Here is a 14,422-nt window from a genome sequence, read left to right as displayed (position 1 = left end):
CCCGCCCCGCGCACACCGCGCACCCCCGCCGAGTACGCGGCCCGGGAGCGCTGGCTGCACCACGCCGCCATGACGGCGCACTGGCGGGGCGACCTGACCGCCCGTCAGCTCGCCGACGTGCTGGCCCGCCGTAACGGATGGGATCCGCGCCGGCACCCGGCCGAGCAGGAGATCGTGCTCGCCCGCACCATCAGGGACGGGCGCCGGGCCGGATGGGAGAGCGCCGCCGCGCGGGAGCGGACGGCCTGGCGGGACGCGGAACTGGCCGCCGAGGCCGCCCGGACGCTCGCCGCCGAGGCGTACGCGGCCACCGCCGCGTTGCGGCCCGCCCCGGCGTACCGGAGCGCGACGGCGAGCGCCCAGCCGGTGCCCGCGACGGTCCGCAACGCCCGCTGGCGTCCGGCCCGGGTCGGCTGAGACGGCCGTCTCGACCGAATCGTTATCCGGAACGTGGTGAGCCCGGTCACCCGGGCCACCGAAACGGGCACCGGGCGCAGAACGGGTCATCGAGTGCCGCGATTGCCGGTCGGGCGCTCGCCGTCTGTCCGCTTTCCGCCGCCGGGCGCCGTCGAAACTGCTTGTCCCATTGAGTGAAGTCAGTAACCGGGTGTTCCGAAATCCGTTACCGCGGATCACGTTTATGCAGGTGGGAGCGCTTGGCAGGGGACATACCCGCCGGTAGTGTCGGCGCGTCCGATGCGGTAATCGATCGCCGACGGCGACGCCGCACCGACCCGCCTAATCGTGTTCCACGAACCGGGGACCCATGAGCACCATCGGGGTGAATCCGCGAGCCCACGGCCCGCGGTAGGGCGTACTTCCCGCCCGAATCCGTCAGCTAACCCGGTCGGCGGCCACGGAAGGAGTACCCCTCGTGCCCACCCCTCGATCGTCCCCCCGCCTCCACGGCGAAGCGGTGCCCGCGCGCGCCTGACGCGCCCGGCAACCGCCCCCTGGGCGCCCGGCATCACGGGCGTTCCCGATCCCCGGCCATCCGGCCCCGCCAGCACGTGTGAGTTCCTCCGCGTGCCGGGCCGGCGTGTGCCGCTCACGCCCCGTGGAGGATTTCGTGAAGCACCACCTGAAGCGTCAGCTGCGACGGATCGTCACCGAACGCCCGTATCAGATCATCGCCGGATCGGCCGCCGCGCTCGTGCTGGCCGCCGGCGCCGGAACCGTCGCCACCGCCGGCGACGATGCCCCGGTCCAGGAGAACACCGCCGCGGTCGCCGACCTCGGCGCCGCCCGCCTCGGCGAGCAGCCCGCCAGCCGCAGCGAAGCCCGGATCGCCGTACCGCAGGCGTCGCCCAGCGCGTCGGCCGCGCCCAGCGCGTCGCCGAGCGCCTCCCCGTCCGCGAAGGCCACTGCGGACCCGGACACCACGCCCAAGGCCAAGCCGAAGCCGCCGTCGAGCAAGTCGCTCGACTACGACTACCAGGCGCAGATCAACTACTTCTACTGCGGCCCGGCCGCCGTGCGCAACGCACTCAGCGCCGCCGGCATCGAGCGCAGCCAGGACGCGCTCGCCGGTCCTCTCGGCACCACCGAGATGGGCACCAACTCGGCCGAGGACACCACCCGGGTGCTCAACCAGCAGGTCAAGGGCAACCCGTACCGGACCCGCATGATTCCCGGCTCGGCCACCCCGGCCCAGATGGACCGCCTCCAGGCCGACGTGGTCGAGGCGATCAGCAACGGCCGTGGGGTCGTCGCGAACGTCGCCGGTACGGCCACTGACACCAACGGCGGCTGGCACTCGTTCCCGGGCGGCCACTACGTCGCCGTGGTCGGCTACAAGGACGACGGCCGGACCGTGCGGATCGCCGACTCGGCCGACCCGTCGCTGCCGTCGTACTGGGTCACCACGATCGACCTGGCGCACTGGATCGCCAGCCGCGGCTACTCCGCCTGACCGTTCCGCACACCCGAAGGCCGGCACCCCACCCGGGGCGCCGGCCTTCCCCGTCCCCGCCCCGCCCGCGCGGCCCTCGCGCGGCCTTGGCGCGCCGATCTTGGACTTGTGGCGCCCAGTATGCCCGGCTCGCCCGCTATGGAAGGTGCCACAACTTCAAGATCGACGGTGAGGGCGGGGCGAGCGCGAGGGCGGCGCGCGGGGCAGGGTGGGGTGGGGCGGGGGGTTCGGTCTCGCGTGTCCGGGGCGGGCGGTGGCAGACTGCGCCAATGGGCGATGCGACGGGGAAGCGGCACCTGATTCTCCTGCACGGCATGGGTGCCACCGGCGAGGTGTGGCTGCCCTGGGCGCCGCTGCTGGAACGCCGCTGGCCCGGCCGCTGGCTCGCCCCCGATTTGGCCGGTCACGGCTGGTCGCCGCCGCTGCCGGGCTACTCGTTCGAGGCGCTGGCCCAGCGCGTGGCCGACGGGCTCGGCCCGGTACGGCTCGGCCCCGACGACCGGCTGGTGCTGCTCGGGCACTCGCTCGGCGGGGTGGTGGCGCTGACGCTCGCGGCCCGGCAGCGCGGGCTTCCGGTCGACGCGGTGGTCGGGCTCGGCATCAAGGCGGTCTGGTCGCCGGCCGAACTGGCGAAGTCGGCGGAGCTGGCCGCCCGGCCGGTCACCTGGTTCGCCACCCGCGACGAGGCGGCCCGCCGCTACCTGCGCGTATCAGGGCTCGCCGGGCTGTTCGCCCCGGACCATCCGGTGGTGGAGGCGGGGCTGCGGCGGACCGACGGCCGCTGGCGGCTCGCCATGGACCCGGCCGCGTTCGCGGTCGGGGAGCCCCGGCTGCCGGTGCTGCTGGCCGCCACCGACGTACCGGTGCTGCTGGCCCGGGGCGAGCTGGACCCGATGGTGACCGACGCGCAGCTCAAGGAACTAGGCGTGCCGGTGGCGACGCTGCCCGGGCTGGGCCACAACGCGCATGTCGAGGATCCGGAGGCGGTGCTCGCCCTGCTCGACCCATACCTCTGAGCGGGTGAGCCGGCCCGCGACGGGCCGGCGCGCGCCTCTAGCGGGTCGCGCGCGGCCCCGGGACCGACCAGTCGGGTTCCAGCTCGCGGCGGGCGGCGGAGAGGAACGCCTCGGCGTACCCGTCGGCGGGGAAGTCGCCCAGGTAGCGGGTGCGTGCCGCCCAGCGCTGCGCCGCCTTCGGGTCGGCGTCGAGCAGGTCGGTGAGCACCTCGTCCACGTTGGACATGTCGCGCCGCAGCACGTAGCCGGACGCGGCGAGCGGGAACCGCTCGACGAAGTGCTCGCCGTCGGCACCGGTGTCGGTGACCGCGTACGGCTTGCCGGAGTAGAGCCAGTCGGAGATGACCCCGGAGACGTCGGAGACCAGCGCGTCGGCGCGGTTGACGCACTCGGTGAGCGTCAGCTCGCGGGCCGCGGCGGCGCCGAACAGGTGCGGCCGGCCGGTCTTGGCCCGGTCGGCGGCGAGCAGTTCGGCGAGCCGGGCGAGCTGGCGGGCCGAGGCCGGGTTCTTGCCGGTGTACGGGTGGGCGCGCAGGATCACCACGGCACCCCTGTCGATCAGCCGGCGGATCAGCGTCTCGGCCACCGGCAGCGAGCAGTAGTTGGCGTCGGCGTGGTGCCCGGTCCAGGTGGGCGTGTAGAGGACCGTCGGGTGCGCCGGCGGGGTGACCGGCTCGCGGCGTACCTCGATGGCCTCGACCTGGGGACGGCCGACCACGACGAACTTGTCGGCGGGGATCTCCACGCCGGCGCGGGCGTACCTGTCGATCGCGGCCTGACCGGCCACGAAGATCTTGTCGAAGATGGCCGAGACCGGGTTGGCGCTGGGGGCCTTGTCGCTGTCGCCGTGGTGCAGCTGCACGTGGGTGAGCTGGTTGAACCGGATCAGGTGGGCGTTCTTCGCGCCGTGGTTGACGTAGAACGCGACCCGCAGGCTGGGCACCAGCGCCTCGTCCAGCGCCTTCAGCGTGGGGCAGAGGACCACCGGGGCGCGGGTGGCGGCGGCCACCGCGGGCAGGAGCTCCGGTTCGCGCAGCACCACCAGGAACGGGCGGCCGATCCGTTCCAGGTACGGCAGCCACATGGTGACCTGGTACTCCGAGCCGGGCGGCGCGGAGAAGTGCAGCACGAACTCGGGCTGGTGCCGGCGCAGCGCCCGGCCGACCGGTCCACCTCCGGCGGGCGGCCGGAACCGGCGCCGGGCGAGGTCCAGCGCGACCGCCCCGCATCCGGCGCCGACCAGCAGCGTGGCGACCAGCGCCGTCCAGGCCGGCAGCGTCAGGGCGGCGGCGAGCGCCACCACGGCGAGCAGCACCAGCAGCGCGTCGCCCAGCCGGGCGGCGACGACGGGTGTCCACGTGCGGACCGGGAGGTTCGCCGCGCGGATCTCCAGCGCGCCGGCCTGCCGCAGCGGGCCGACCAGCAGCACCAGCCCGAGCAGCACCAGCGCGGTGGCGGTGAGCGCCGGATCGAAGCCGTCGTCGAGGCGACGGGCGTAGCCGACCAGGATGCCGGCGGCGACGAGCACCGTCTCGGCGAGCCCGTCGGCGGACGGCCGGACCCGGCGCTCCCAGGCGGTGGCGGCCAGCGCCGCGACCGCCAGGGCCAGGCCCCAGCCGGTGGCGCCGGTGAGCGCCACGACGAGGAAGGCCAGCACCGCCAGCCCGGTGGTCAGCACCCGGGCGAGCAGCTTGCGGACCAGGTCACCACGCATCTGCTACGTCCCGTCGGGTTCAGGCGTCGGCGGACAGCTCGGACCGGTGCGGGCCCGGCTGGGCCGGTACGGCGGCCACCTGCTCGCCGGGGGACCGGCGCACGTCGACCACCTGGCCGGTCAGTTCGGAGATCAGCACGTCCAGGGACGCCTGCGCGACCGCCTCGGAGGAGAGCAGCGTGTGCTCCGGCTCCTCGCCGAACGCCCGCGTCCGCATCGGGGTGGCGGTGCGTTCCGGGTTGACGCAGTTGACGCGTACCCCGAACTCGGCCCACTCGTCGGCGAGCGCCTGGGTCAGGTTGACCAGCGCGGCCTTGGTGGCCGAGTACAGCGCGTAGCGGGCCCGGCCCCGGGTGTACGAGCTGGACGTGTAGAGCAGCAACTGGCCCTTCGTCTGCTGGAGGTACGGCAGGGACTGGCGCGCGATGGTGACCGGGCCGACGAAGTTGACGTGCAGGAGACGGTCCATCGTCTCCGAGTCCATCTCGGCCAGCGCGCCCTTCTCCAGGATGCCGGCGGTGACCACCACGTGGTCGATCCGGCCGGTCGCCTCGAAGGCGGTCTTCAGCGCGGCGGCCACGTCCTCGGCGCGCTCGACGTGCGTGCCGGTGGTGGAGCGGCTGAACGGGAAGACCTGGGCGCCGTAGGAGCGGGCCAGCTCGGCCAGGTCGTGGCCGATGCCGTAGCTGCCGCCGAAGACCACGATGGTCCGGCCGGTCAGTTCCTCGGCGTAGCTGCGGTGGTCGGTCAGCCGGGGCGCCTGCGCGGCGGCGAGCTGGAACAGCTTGTCGGCCAGGTGCACGTCGACCGGGTGGGTGACCTTGATGTTCTCGTCCGAGCCGTCGATCACCTTGATCGGCGTGCCGGGCAGGTAGCGCAGCACCACGCCGCAGTCGTCGGTGGCGGCGAAGCCGGGGTCGCCCTCGGCCCGCCGGTACGCCTCACGGATGGTGCCGGAGCGGAACGCCTGCGGGGTCTGGCCGCGGCGCAGCCGGGAACGGACCGGGATGTCGGTGATGCAGTCGTCCGCGTCGACCTGGATGATCGTGTCGGCGGACGGGATGGCCACGTCGACGGCCGAGTAGGTCCAGAGCGCGTTCACGCACTCACGCACGATCCGGGCGCTGACCAGCGGGCGGACCGCGTCGTGGAAGAGGATGTTGACGTCGCCCTCGCCGACCGCGTCGAGCGCGATCCGGGTGGTGTCGTTGCGGGTCTCGCCGCCCTCGATCACCTTGGTGACCTTGCGGAAGCCGGCGTCGGCGACGATGCGCCGCGCGTCGTCGACGTGGCCGGTGGCCATCAGCACGATGATCTCGTCGATCTCCGGCGCGGCCTCGAAGACGGCCAGGGTGTGCTCGATGATCGGCTTACCGGCGATCTTGAGTAGCTGCTTGGGGATGCCCAGCCCGAGGCGCGTACCGGTCCCCCCGGCGAGGATCACGGCCACCGTACGCGCGGGGCGCCAGGGTGCCGGGCTCGCCGGCGCGGCGTCCGGTGCGGTGGTGTGGTCCTGCGTCATTGCCGTACCTCACTCTGGGTGAAAGGGGATGGGTCCGAAAACCTTAACGCGTACGCGGGAGCGCACCGCTCCGGGCGGAACCCGGTGCGGTGCGCTCCGGGGCGCTACTTCTGGTTCTCGTACGCGTCGCAGACCTCCTTGGTGGGGCCGTCCATCTTCAGGACGCCGCTCTCCAGCCAGATGGTCCGCTCACAGGTGTCCCGGATCGAGCCGATCGAGTGGCTGACCAGGAAGACCGTGCCGGCGCTGTCGCGCAGTTCACGGACCCGCTGCTCGCTGCGGACCCGGAACTTGCGGTCGCCGGTGGCCAGCGCCTCGTCGATGAGCAGCACGTCGTGCTTCTTCGCCGAGGAGATCGCGAAGCGCAGCCGCGCGCCCATGCCGGAGGAGTAGGTGCGCATCGGCAGCGAGGCGAAGTCGCCGCGCTCGTTGATCCCGGAGAACTCGATGATCTCCGGGGCGATCTTCTTGACCTCGTCCGGGTGCATGCCCATGGCGAGGCACCCGAGCACCACGTTGCGCTCACCGGACAGGTCGTTGAGCAGCGCGGCGTTGACGCCGAGCAGCGACGGCTGGCCCTGCGTGTAGACGGCGCCGCGGGCCGGCGGGAGCAGCCCGGCGATGGCCCGCAGCAGTGTGGACTTGCCGGAGCCGTTGCTGCCGATCAGGCCGATCGCCTCACCCTCGTACGCGGTGAAGCTCACGCCCTTGACCGCGTGCACCTCGCGGATGTTCGGCGCCTTGGTGCGGGAGACGATCCGCTTGAGCGCGGAGACCGGTGTGGTGCCGCCGGTCGCGCCCTTGTGGATCCGGTAGATCACGTGCACGTCGTCCACCACCACTGTGGGGACGCGGCCCGAGTCGGTCACCGGGCCGGCGTTCAACGGCAGGGTCTGCTCAGCCACGGCCGTACTCCTTCTCTCCGCGCCAGAAGTAGACGAACCCGCCGACGCCCATCACGATCGCCCAGAACACCCCGAGCGCCCAGAGCTTCGCCGGGGAGCTCACCAGGTGCGCCTGGTGCGAGTCGAGCAGTGCGTAGCGAGCCAGCTCGATGAAGACCAGCGGTGGGTTCCACTCCAGGATGTTCGCCGCCCACGGCGGCAGGTGCTCGCGGATGAGCGTCACCGGGTAGAGGACGCCGGAGGCGTACAGCCAGGTGCGCATCACGAAAGGCATGACCTGCTTGAGGTCGGTGGCCTTGGAACCGAGGCGGGCCATGACCATGCTCAGCCCGACGTTGAAGATCGTTTGGAGCAGCAGCATCGGGACGATCAGGATCCAGCGGAAGGTGAGCGGCTCGCCGGTGACGAGCACGATGCCGGCCAGCACCACCATCGACATGAGCAGCTGCTGGAGCTGCACCAGCGTGACGGTGATCGGCAGCGCCGCCCGGGGGAACTGGAGCGCCCGGATCAGGCCGAGGTTGCCGGTGATCGCGCTGACGCCGTTCGAGGCCGCGGTCTGCGTGAAGATGAAGATGAAGACGCCGGTGCACAGGTACGCGATGAAGTTCGGCACGTTCCGGTGCTGGCCCAGGATGACGCCGAAGATCAGGAAGTAGACGGCCGCGTTGGTGAGCGGTGTCAGCACCTGCCAGAGCTGGCCGAGCTGGGTGTTGCTCAGCGAGGAGGCGACCTTCGCCCGGGAGTACGCGGTCATGAAGTGCCGGTACGCCCACAACCGGCGGGCGTACTCGCCCAGGGCGGGTCGTTCCCCGGCCACCCGTAGCCCGTACCGCTGGGCCAGCTGGGCCCGGGTCAGTCCGGATTCGGGGTCGGCCACCGCGGTGTTGGCCATGTTCAGGCGCTCCGATCTTTCGTGCTGATGGGGAGCAGTGCGGTGAATGAGATCCAGCGTGGCCGGGCGGGGAGGAGCCGCCTCGCTGCTGCATGGAAGGTAGTCCACCGAACGTCGGGACGCAACCGTACCGTCGTTGCGCTACATTGTTCCACGTGACGACCGAGAAGAGGCGTGCTCCGGCCGGCGCGGCGGTGCTGCGCGGGGAGATCACCAGTGCCATCCGCGCCGCCGTGATGCAGGAGTTGGCCGAGGTCGGCTACGGTCGCCTCTCGATCGAGGCGGTGGCCCGCCGGGCCGGTGTGAGCAAGACCGCCATCTACCGCCGCTGGCGTTCCAAGCTCGATCTGGTGCTGGACATGGTCTCGGCGGTGGCGGGCCGGAACATCCCGCTGCTGGACACCGGCAGCCTCCTCGGTGACCTGGAGATCCTGCTGCACGTGATGGCGCGTGCACTGCGTCACCGGCTGGCCGCGCAGATCATCCCGGACCTGCTGGCCGAGGCGGCCCGCAACCCGCAGATCGCGGAGAAGTTGCAGGCCGCCCTGGACGACTACCAGCAGGCGGTGGGCCGGATCCTGATCGGCCGCGCGGTCGAGCGCGGCGAGCTGTCCCCGGCCACCGACAGGCGGGCCGCCGTCGATCTGATCGTCGGTCCGGTCTACTGGCGGATGGCGATCTCCCGAGCCCCGCTGGAGCCCGTAGAGGTGCCCCGGATGGCGGCCGCGATCGTCGCCGCCCTGCGGGTAGCATGCGTGGAGCCTGTGCGCGACGAGGTGGAAGTGTGAGCCCCGGGCCGCCCCCGGAGGTCCGTCGCCGATCATGAACAGAAGGTCACAACCGGTCGGACAATCAGTGCGAACGGCTGGTTTTCCCGACAGAGCGGTACGATCCCCCGAAATGTCTCCCATGAACCACGCGTCGACAGGAGGAAGCCCCATGGCCGGGCCGCATCCAGAGTTCATTCCCCCCGCACGGCCGATCATCGGCGAAGCCGAGATCGAGGCGGCCGTCCGGGTGCTGCGGAGCGGCCGGGTCGTGCAGGGCCCCGAGGTCGCGGCGTTCGAGGAGGAGTTCGGCGACCTGGTCGCCGGCCGGCACTGCGTCGCCGTCAACTCCGGCACCTCCGCGCTCCAGCTGACGCTGATGGCGCTCGGCTTCGGCCCGGGCGACGAGATCATCGTCCCCTCGTTCTCCTTCGCCGCCAGCGGTAACGCGGTCCGGCTGGTCGGCGCCGAGCCGATCTTCGTGGACATCGAGCCGGGCAGCTTCTGCGTCGACCCGGAGGCGGTCGCCGCGGCGATCACGCCGAAGACGGTCGCGATCATGCCGGTGCACCTCTACGGCCACCCGGCCGCGATGGACCGGATCATGGAGATCGCGCAGCAGCACGGCCTCGCCGTGGTCGAGGACGCCGCGCAGGCGCACGGCGCCGAGCTGAACGGCACCCCGGTCGGCGCGTTCGGCACCGCCGGCTGCTTCAGCTTCTACCCGACGAAGAACATGCACTCCCTCGAGGGCGGCATGATCACCACCGCCGACGCGGACCTCGCCCGCACCCTGCGGCTGCTGCGCAACCAGGGCATGGAGCAGCGGTACGCCAACGAGATCGTCGGCGCCAACATGCGGATGACCGACGTCGCCGCCGCCATCGGCCGGGTGCAGCTCACCCAGCTCGCCGAGTGGACCGAGCAGCGCCGCGCCAACGCCAAGTTCCTCGACTCGGCGATCACCGGCATGGTCACCCCGCCGGTCGCCGACGGCGCCAAGCACGTCTACCACCAGTACACGGTGCGGGTGCGGGGCGACCGGGACGCCGCCCAGGCCCGCCTCACCGAGCTGGGCATCGGCAACGCGGTCTACTACCCGACCCCGATCCACCGGCTCAAGCCGTACCTCGTGGACGGCAAGCCGGGCGCGTGGGACCTGCCGGAGACCGAGCGGGCCGCCGCCGAGGTGGTCTCGCTGCCGGTGCACCCGTCTCTGAGCCAGGCCGAGCTGGAGCGCATCGCCGAGGGCGCGAACCTGGCCGGGGGTGCCCGATGAGCGCACGGAAGCTGCGGGCCGGCCTGATCGGCCTCGGCGCGATGGGGCGCAACCACGCCCGCGTGCTGTCCAACCTGGACGGCGTCGAGCTGGTCGGCGTGGTCGACCCGGCCGGCGACGTGACCGGCACGCTGCGCGCCCCGGTCGTACCCGAGCTGAGCGACCTGCTCGCCCTCGGCGTCGACTACGCGGTGGTGGCCTGCCCGACGGCGCTGCACGAGCCGATCGGCATGGAGCTGGCCGCCAACGGCGTCTGCGCGCTCATCGAGAAGCCGCTGGCCCAGTCCGTCGACGCGGCCACCCGGCTGGTCGAGGCGTTCGAGAACGCCGGCCTGGTCGCGGGCGTCGGCCACATCGAGCGCTACAACCCGGCGCTGCAGAGCCTGCGGACCCGCCTGGAGGCGGGCGAGCTGGGCGAGGTGTTCCAGGTCGTGACCCGGCGCCAGGGCCCGTTCCCGCACCGGATCGCCGACGTCGGCGTGGTGATGGACCTGGCCACCCACGACATCGACCTCACCGCCTGGGTGACCGGCCGGCAGTACGCCTCGGTCGCCGCCCGCACCGTCTCGCGCAGCGGCCGGCTGCACGAGGACATGGTCGCCGTGGTCGGCCAGCTCTCCGACGGCACGATGGTCAACCACCTGGTGAACTGGCTCAGCCCGCTCAAGGAGCGGTCCACTGTGGTCACCGGCGACAAGGGCTGCTTCGTGGCCGACACGCTCACCGCCGACCTGACGTTCTACGCCAACGCCGCCATCGACACCGAGTGGGAGGCGCTGCGCGCGTTCCGCGGCGTGGCCGAGGGCGACATGGTCCGCTACGCCATCCCGAAGCGCGAGCCGCTGCTGGTCGAGCACGAGCGCTTCCGGGACGCGGTCGAGGGCAAGCAGAGCGACATCGTCACGCTGCGGCAGGGCCTGCGTACCGTGCAGGTCGCGGCCGCTCTCCTGGAGTCGTCCGCCGACGGCAAGGTCGTGTCCGTCGCGGCCAGCGGCAGCGACGCGGAGCCGGCACTGCGATGAGCCCGGCGCCGGTGCGGCGGACGGTCTCCGCGGTGCGGCGGCGGATTCCCCGGCGGTGGCGCATCGCGCTCCGCCGGGCCGCCGCCGGCACGCGCCCCTGGGAGACCCCTTCGGTACGCGAACTGTGTGAACTTCCCGCCGGCACGCCGCTGCTGGTGCACGCCGGCGGGATCACCGGCGACCGGGCACTGGACGGCGTGCTGCGCGCCCTGGCCCGGTTGCCCGAGTTCCACCTGGCGCTGGTCTGCGACCCGGCGGAGCAGGCGGCCGTCCAGGACCTGGTCCGCCGGGCCGGTAAGGCCCGACGCCGGGTCCACCCGGTGCCGCGCCCGCGCACGATGACGGCCGCGTTCCTCGCCTCGGGGGACGTGGCCGTGTTCGGGTTCGCGCCGGACGCCGGTCTCGGGCTGCTCGACACCTGCCTCGCCGCCGGCCTGCGGATCGTCGCCGCCGACAACCGGGTGGTCCGCGAGCACCTGGCCCGCCACCGGGTCGGCGACTTCTACGCGCCCGGCTCGGTGCCCTCCTTCGCCAAGGCGGTGGAACGGGCCTGGCAGCGGGGCGGCGACGCGCCGGAGCCGCAGGAGCCGGCGGTCGCGCCGGTCGAGGCCGGCACCCCGGGCCGGTGGCGGGCGCTCGGCGCCGGGCCGGTCCGGCTGGGTCTGGGCACGGCGAACTACGCCGGGCAGCTCTCCGCCCTCGCGGTGGCGATCAGCGCCGCGCGGGCGGACGTCGGCATCGAGCTGGTCGTCGCCAAGCCACCGGCCACCTACCGCTACCCGGCCGACCGGTATCTGCACTTCCCCGGCGAGCACCGGCTCGACGTGCAGGTGCAGCAGGCCGCGCGGGTGCTCGGCTTCTACACGCACCTGATCGTGGACGCGTTCCGCCCGGTGCTCGGCCGGCTCAACGGCGACGACATCGCCGCGGACCTGCCCGCGCTGCGCCGGGCCCGGCTCAAGGTCGCGCTGCTGGCGCACGGCAGTGAGATCCGCCACCCCGGCGCGCACCTGGAGCGGCACGCCGAGTCCGCGTTCCGGGACGCCCCGGAGGAACTACGCGAGCGGCTCACCGTGGTGGCCGAGCAGAACCGGCGTACCGCACAGGAGAGCGGCCTGCCGTTCTTCGTGACCACGCCGGACCTGCTGGACGACGTGCCGTTCGCCACCTGGGCGCCGCTGATCGTGGACGTGGACGCCTGGGCCTGCGACCGCCCGGTGCTGGAACGCACCCGGCCGGTGGTGCTGCACGCCCCGTCGAACCGCTGGACCAAGGGCACCGACCGGCTGCTGCCCAGGTTGCAGGAGCTGCACGATCGACGGATCATCGAACTGCGCCTGGTGGAGGGTCTGCCGCACAGCGAGATGCGCCGCCTGGTGCAGGACTGCGACATCGTGGTCGACCAGTTGGTGATGGGCAGCTACGGCACCTTCTCCTGCGAGGGGATGGCCGCCGGCAAGGTCGTGGTGGCGTACGTGAGTGAAGGACCGCACCGGGCCGCCGGAGTCCAGCCGCCGATCGCCAACGCCACACCCGGCACGCTCGTCAAGACGATCGAGTCGCTGCTCGACGACAGGCCCGCCGCGGTCGCCCTGGCCGCGGAGGGTGCGCGTTACGTCCGTGACCACCACGACGGCCGGCGGACCGCCGAGGCATTCGACGCCTTCCTCCGGTGATCCGCCGACCGTCCGTGCACCGCCCCGCCAACGAGGAGAAGCACCCGATGCAAGCTGTCCCGAGTAGCGATGCCCGACCGACCCGGGGACGGGTGGTGATGCTGGTCGACAACGGGGTCCACGGCGACTCCCGGGTGCAGAAGGCCGCCCGCTCCGCCGCCGAGGCCGGCTGGGAGGTGATCCTGGTCGGCATCCTCAAGGGCGCGGCGACCGAGGACACCTGGCGCATCGGCGACGCCGAGGTCCGCCTGATCCGGATGCCCCGGCGGCTGACGCACCCGGTCGCGTACCGCCGCGCGCTGCTGCGCCGCCCGCTGGCGTACAAGCCGGGGCCGGACGCCAAGCGGCGGCTGAACACGCTGCGGGCCCGCCGGGACGACCTGACGTTCCGTCTCTCCGAGATCAAGGTGAACCGCGCGGCGGGCGGGCCCCGCCTCGCCGAGCTGGCCGGCAAGGCCCGGCTCGCCGCGCCGTACTTCCTCAACAAGACGATGTTCCGGTGGGTCAAGTTCCGCTCGGCGCAGCTGCGGCGGCTCCAGGAGAGCCAGCAGAACCCGGACTCGCGGCTCGACCGTGCCGCGCTGCGGTTCTGGCAGCGGGTGCACGGCGACCGGGCCTGGCGCCGGCTGGACCCGGAACTGTGGGACTTCGAGCTGGCGTTCGCCTCGGTGGTGGACGAGCTGCGGCCGGACCTGATCCACGCGCACGACTTCCGGATGCTCGGCGTCGGCGCCCGGGCGGTCATGCGGGCCCGGGCCGGCGGGCGGGACGTCAAGCTGCTCTGGGACGCGCACGAGTTCGTCCCCGGCATCATCGGCCGCCCGGCCAACCTGCGCTGGCTGCCCGCCCAGATCGCCTACGTGCGGGAGCACGCGCCGTACGCAGACGCGGTCATCACCGTCTCGTCCACGCTGGCCGACCTGCTGCGGGAGAGCCACGACCTGCCCGAGCAGCCGGCCGTGGTGCTGAACGCGCCGCCGCGGTCGCTCACCGCCGAACAGCGGGCCACGCCGGTGCCGGACATCCGCGCGATGTGCGGGATCGACGCCGGCACGCCGCTGCACGTCTACTGCGGCGGCATCAACCCGTCGCGCGGCGTGGACATCATGATCCGGGGGCTCACCAGGATGCCCGAGGCGCACGTCGCGCTGGTCTCGGTGCACCCCAACGGCAAGGCCCCGATCATGTACGAGCTGGAGGAGCTGGCCGCCGAACTGGGCGTGGCCGACCGGGTGCACCTGCTGCCGTACGTGCCGCACTGGCAGGTGTCCGCGTTCGTCGCCCCGGCCGACCTCGGCGTCATCCCGATCCACCACAAGCCGAACCACGAGATCGCGCTGATCACCAAGTTCTTCGAGTACGCCCACGGCGGCCTGCCGATGGTGGTCAGCGACGTGCGGACGATGGCCGAGGCGACCCGGGCCACCGGGCACGGCGAGGTCTTCCGGGCCGAGGACCTGGACGACTACGTCCGGGCGGTGCGTACCGTGCTGGCCGACCCGCAGCGCTACCGGGCCGCGTACGACCGGCCGGGTGTGCTGGAGCAGTGGACCTGGGAGGCGCAGGCCCGGGTGATGGACGAGGTCTACACCCGGCTGCTGCCGAACCACCCCGGCCCGGTGCGGCCGGCGGCGGCGGACACCGCCGTCACGGCGGTGCCGAACCAGCGGACGGCGGTGCCGGTGCGCTGACCGGCGGAGAACGACAGCGGGGC

Annotated in this window: 11 protein-coding genes, 1 pseudogene and 1 riboswitch; of the genes and pseudogenes, 8 read left to right on the top strand and 4 right to left on the bottom strand. The window is 72.8% G+C overall.

The genetic code is table 11. The features are described 5' to 3' along the window. The 3 genes and pseudogenes from ACPCK6_RS01125 to ACPCK6_RS01115 all read left to right on the top strand — a co-directional run. Window positions 1-417: pseudogene (locus tag ACPCK6_RS01125) on the top strand (hypothetical protein); the annotation flags it as partial. Window positions 418-725: 308 nt separating this feature from the next. Then, window positions 726-868: riboswitch (cyclic di-AMP (ydaO/yuaA leader) on the top strand. 189 nt (window positions 869-1,057) lie between these two features. Next, window positions 1,058-1,912: a C39 family peptidase gene (locus ACPCK6_RS01120; RefSeq protein WP_423480063.1), complete on the top strand. Its 855-nt coding sequence runs from the start codon at window positions 1,058-1,060 to the stop codon at window positions 1,910-1,912. A gap of 269 nt (window positions 1,913-2,181) precedes the next feature. Beyond that, on the top strand, window positions 2,182-2,928 hold the full coding sequence (locus ACPCK6_RS01115; protein ID WP_396880636.1) for an alpha/beta fold hydrolase: 747 nt from the start codon (window positions 2,182-2,184) through the stop codon (window positions 2,926-2,928). A gap of 37 nt (window positions 2,929-2,965) precedes the next feature. On the opposite strand, the gene ACPCK6_RS01110 is transcribed toward ACPCK6_RS01115, so the two are convergent. The 4 genes from ACPCK6_RS01110 to ACPCK6_RS01095 all read right to left on the bottom strand — a co-directional run bounded on the left by ACPCK6_RS01110 (window position 2,966) and on the right by ACPCK6_RS01095 (window position 7,964). After that, a complete protein-coding gene (locus tag ACPCK6_RS01110) occupies window positions 2,966-4,642 on the bottom strand; it encodes a CDP-glycerol glycerophosphotransferase family protein (protein WP_423480062.1) in 1,677 nt (558 codons plus the stop codon). 19 nt (window positions 4,643-4,661) lie between these two features. Then, complete coding sequence (locus ACPCK6_RS01105; RefSeq protein WP_396880634.1) at window positions 4,662-6,164, bottom strand: D-ribitol-5-phosphate cytidylyltransferase; 1,503 nt, start codon at window positions 6,162-6,164, stop codon at window positions 4,662-4,664. 104 nt (window positions 6,165-6,268) lie between these two features. After that, the gene (locus tag ACPCK6_RS01100) at window positions 6,269-7,069 is read right to left on the bottom strand and encodes an ABC transporter ATP-binding protein (protein WP_135239213.1); all 801 of its coding nucleotides are present in this window, start codon (window positions 7,067-7,069) and stop codon (window positions 6,269-6,271) included. Beyond that, the gene (locus ACPCK6_RS01095) at window positions 7,062-7,964 is read right to left on the bottom strand and encodes an ABC transporter permease (RefSeq protein WP_194800887.1); all 903 of its coding nucleotides are present in this window, start codon (window positions 7,962-7,964) and stop codon (window positions 7,062-7,064) included. Before ACPCK6_RS01095 ends, ACPCK6_RS01100 begins: the two co-directional genes overlap by 8 nt. A gap of 155 nt (window positions 7,965-8,119) precedes the next feature. On the opposite strand from ACPCK6_RS01095, the gene ACPCK6_RS01090 reads away from it, so the two are divergent. The 5 genes from ACPCK6_RS01090 to ACPCK6_RS01070 all read left to right on the top strand — a co-directional run bounded on the left by ACPCK6_RS01090 (window position 8,120) and on the right by ACPCK6_RS01070 (window position 14,399). After that, window positions 8,120-8,752 carry a TetR/AcrR family transcriptional regulator gene (locus ACPCK6_RS01090; protein WP_396880633.1) on the top strand — a complete coding sequence of 211 codons (633 nt, stop codon included), beginning with the start codon at window positions 8,120-8,122 and terminating at the stop codon, window positions 8,750-8,752. Between the two features lie 151 nt (window positions 8,753-8,903). Beyond that, entirely contained in the window at window positions 8,904-10,010 is a 1,107-nt protein-coding gene (locus tag ACPCK6_RS01085) for a DegT/DnrJ/EryC1/StrS family aminotransferase (protein ID WP_423480061.1), read from the top strand. Then, on the top strand, window positions 10,007-11,032 hold the full coding sequence (locus tag ACPCK6_RS01080) for a Gfo/Idh/MocA family protein (protein ID WP_135239217.1): 1,026 nt from the start codon (window positions 10,007-10,009) through the stop codon (window positions 11,030-11,032). Before ACPCK6_RS01085 ends, ACPCK6_RS01080 begins: the two co-directional genes overlap by 4 nt. After that, window positions 11,029-12,708: a glycosyl transferase family 1 gene (locus ACPCK6_RS01075; RefSeq protein WP_423480060.1), complete on the top strand. Its 1,680-nt coding sequence runs from the start codon at window positions 11,029-11,031 to the stop codon at window positions 12,706-12,708. Before ACPCK6_RS01080 ends, ACPCK6_RS01075 begins: the two co-directional genes overlap by 4 nt. A gap of 98 nt (window positions 12,709-12,806) precedes the next feature. Further along, complete coding sequence (locus tag ACPCK6_RS01070) at window positions 12,807-14,399, top strand: glycosyltransferase (RefSeq protein ID WP_396880630.1); 1,593 nt, start codon at window positions 12,807-12,809, stop codon at window positions 14,397-14,399. Window positions 14,400-14,422 lie beyond the last annotated feature (23 nt).

It is taken from the genome of Micromonospora sp. AB353 (assembly GCF_049538395.1).
In the GTDB taxonomy this organism is placed as follows: domain Bacteria; phylum Actinomycetota; class Actinomycetes; order Mycobacteriales; family Micromonosporaceae; genus Micromonospora; species Micromonospora aurantiaca.
Note: the sequence above shows the minus strand (reverse complement) of the source record. Positions and strands in the feature narration are given on the sequence as shown.